Origin of the sequence: Nocardia sp. NPDC051463, from assembly GCF_040681975.1 — a bacterium.
In the GTDB taxonomy this organism is placed as follows: Bacteria; Actinomycetota; Actinomycetes; order Mycobacteriales; family Mycobacteriaceae; genus Nocardia.
The window spans coordinates 1-1916 of record NZ_JBFBAB010000067.1 but is presented as its reverse complement, the minus strand read 5'-3'; the positions used below and the strand labels follow the sequence as shown (position 1 = coordinate 1916).

At 62.6% G+C, this 1916-nt stretch carries 1 protein-coding gene; it reads right to left on the bottom strand.

Annotated features, from left to right (window positions below):
* Positions 1 to 1916, bottom strand: a 1916-nt coding sequence (locus AB0M74_RS35155; RefSeq protein WP_366530625.1) for a condensation domain-containing protein, incomplete at both ends; no start/stop codon positions are given.

Genomic DNA, 1916 nt, shown 5'->3' with positions numbered 1-1916 from the left:
TACCCCGCTGGATCAGTAGTCGGGCCAATCGGTTGGAGCGCTTGTCCAGCTCCCGGTAGCTCAGTGGTTGCCCATCGAAAACAATCGCCGTGGCGGCGGGGTTTCTTGCGGCTGCCGCGGTCAACAGATCGGCCAGCGTCATGGGCGCTGTTGGGGGTGCGCCGGAGCGCGACAGCAGATCGGCTCGTTCGGCGGACTCCAGCACCTCGATGGCCCCGACCGGAATCGTCGGATCGGTGGCCACCGACTCGAGTACCCGAATCCAGCGGTGTGCGAGAGAGTCGATCGTCGTGGCATCGAACAAATCCGTGGCATACGTGATCGCTGCCGTCATACCGCCACTGTCGTGGTTGTCCGACAGCACTACCTGCAGGTCGAAACGGGATACCTCGTTCGGGAGGTCGACCACCGATACATGGAGGCCGGGTAGTTCGAGCTTCACCTGTTCCAGGTTCTGGAATGCCAACATCACCTGGAACAGTGGATGTCGGGACTGGGATCGCTGGAGAGCGAGGTGATCCACCAGTTGTTCGAATGGGGCGTCGGCGTGCTCGAAGGCATCCAGATCGATCTGTTTGATCCGGCCGAGTAGGTCGGTGAATGGTTCATGGAGATCGATTTCGGTTCGTAGCACCAGCGTGTTGACGAACATGCCGATCACGTCGTCGAGTTCGGCTGCGCCGCGCCCGGCGATCGGTGTTCCGATCGGAATATCGGTCGTTCCGCTCAACCGGGCAAGCAGAACCGCGAGCGCACTGTGGATCACCATAAATAGTGACGAACTATTTTGCCGCGCGACTCTTTCCAATGCCTGCTTCAGCTCGGCATCCAACGGGTAGTCGATAGTGGCACCCCGATTGGACGCCACCACCGGCCGCGGCCGGTCAGTCGGCAAAGAAAGTTCCTCGGCAACTCCGTCCAGAGCCTCGGTCCAGTATCGAATCTGCTGGGCGCACAGCGATTCCGGATCGTCGGGTGAGCCGAGGGTAGCTCGTTGCCACAGTGCGTAGTCCGCGTACTGGACAGGCAGCGGTGTCCACGAAGGGATTTCTCCGCGGATCCGCGCGGTGTATGCAGTCGTGACATCGCGGGCCAGCGGTGTCATGGAGAAACCGTCCGCGGCGATGTGGTGCACCACGACCGCCAGCACGTATTCGGGCTCCTCGCTGCCGGCCGGGCGGAACAATCGGGCGCGCACCGGCGCCCGGATGCTCACATCGAAGCCTTCGGTGACGAATTCGTTGACCGTTGCGTCCAGTTCGCTCGGCGGAACCGACACCAGGGCCAGCTCGGGGTCTACCTCGTCGGCGGGTTCGATCAGCTGGATCAGCATTCCGTCGTGGTCGGGGTACCGCGTCCGCAACGACTCGTGTCTGCGCAGTACGTCAACCACGGCCGAGCGCAGGGCATCCACGCTCAACTCGCCACGCAACCGAATGGCGATCGGCACGTTGTAGGCCCCCGAACCGGTGTCGTATTGGTTGAAGAACCACATCCGTTGTTGGGCTGGTGCCAATGGCACAAGATCGGGGCGCGGCCCGGCGATCAATGGTGGGCGCTGGCGCGTCGTGCCGGAATATTGCTCTATGCGGGTCGCGAGCGCCGCTACCGTGGTCGCCTCGAACAGCAGCCGCACCGGAATCTCGGTATTCAGCACCGCCCCGATTCGCGCGGCAACCCGCGTCGCGACCACGCTGTCGCCGCCGAGGGCGAAGAACGAATCATCGAGGCCGATCGTGTCGATTTTCAATACGTCGGCGAAGGATCTGGCGATCGTTCGTTCGAGGGGTGTCTCGGGTGCTCGGAATGGTTTGTGGTCGGTGAATACGGGGTCCGGTAATGCTGTGCGGTCCAGCTTGCCCACCGGTGTCAGCGGGATGTGGTCGAGCACCATGATCGAGGACGGGACCATGTAG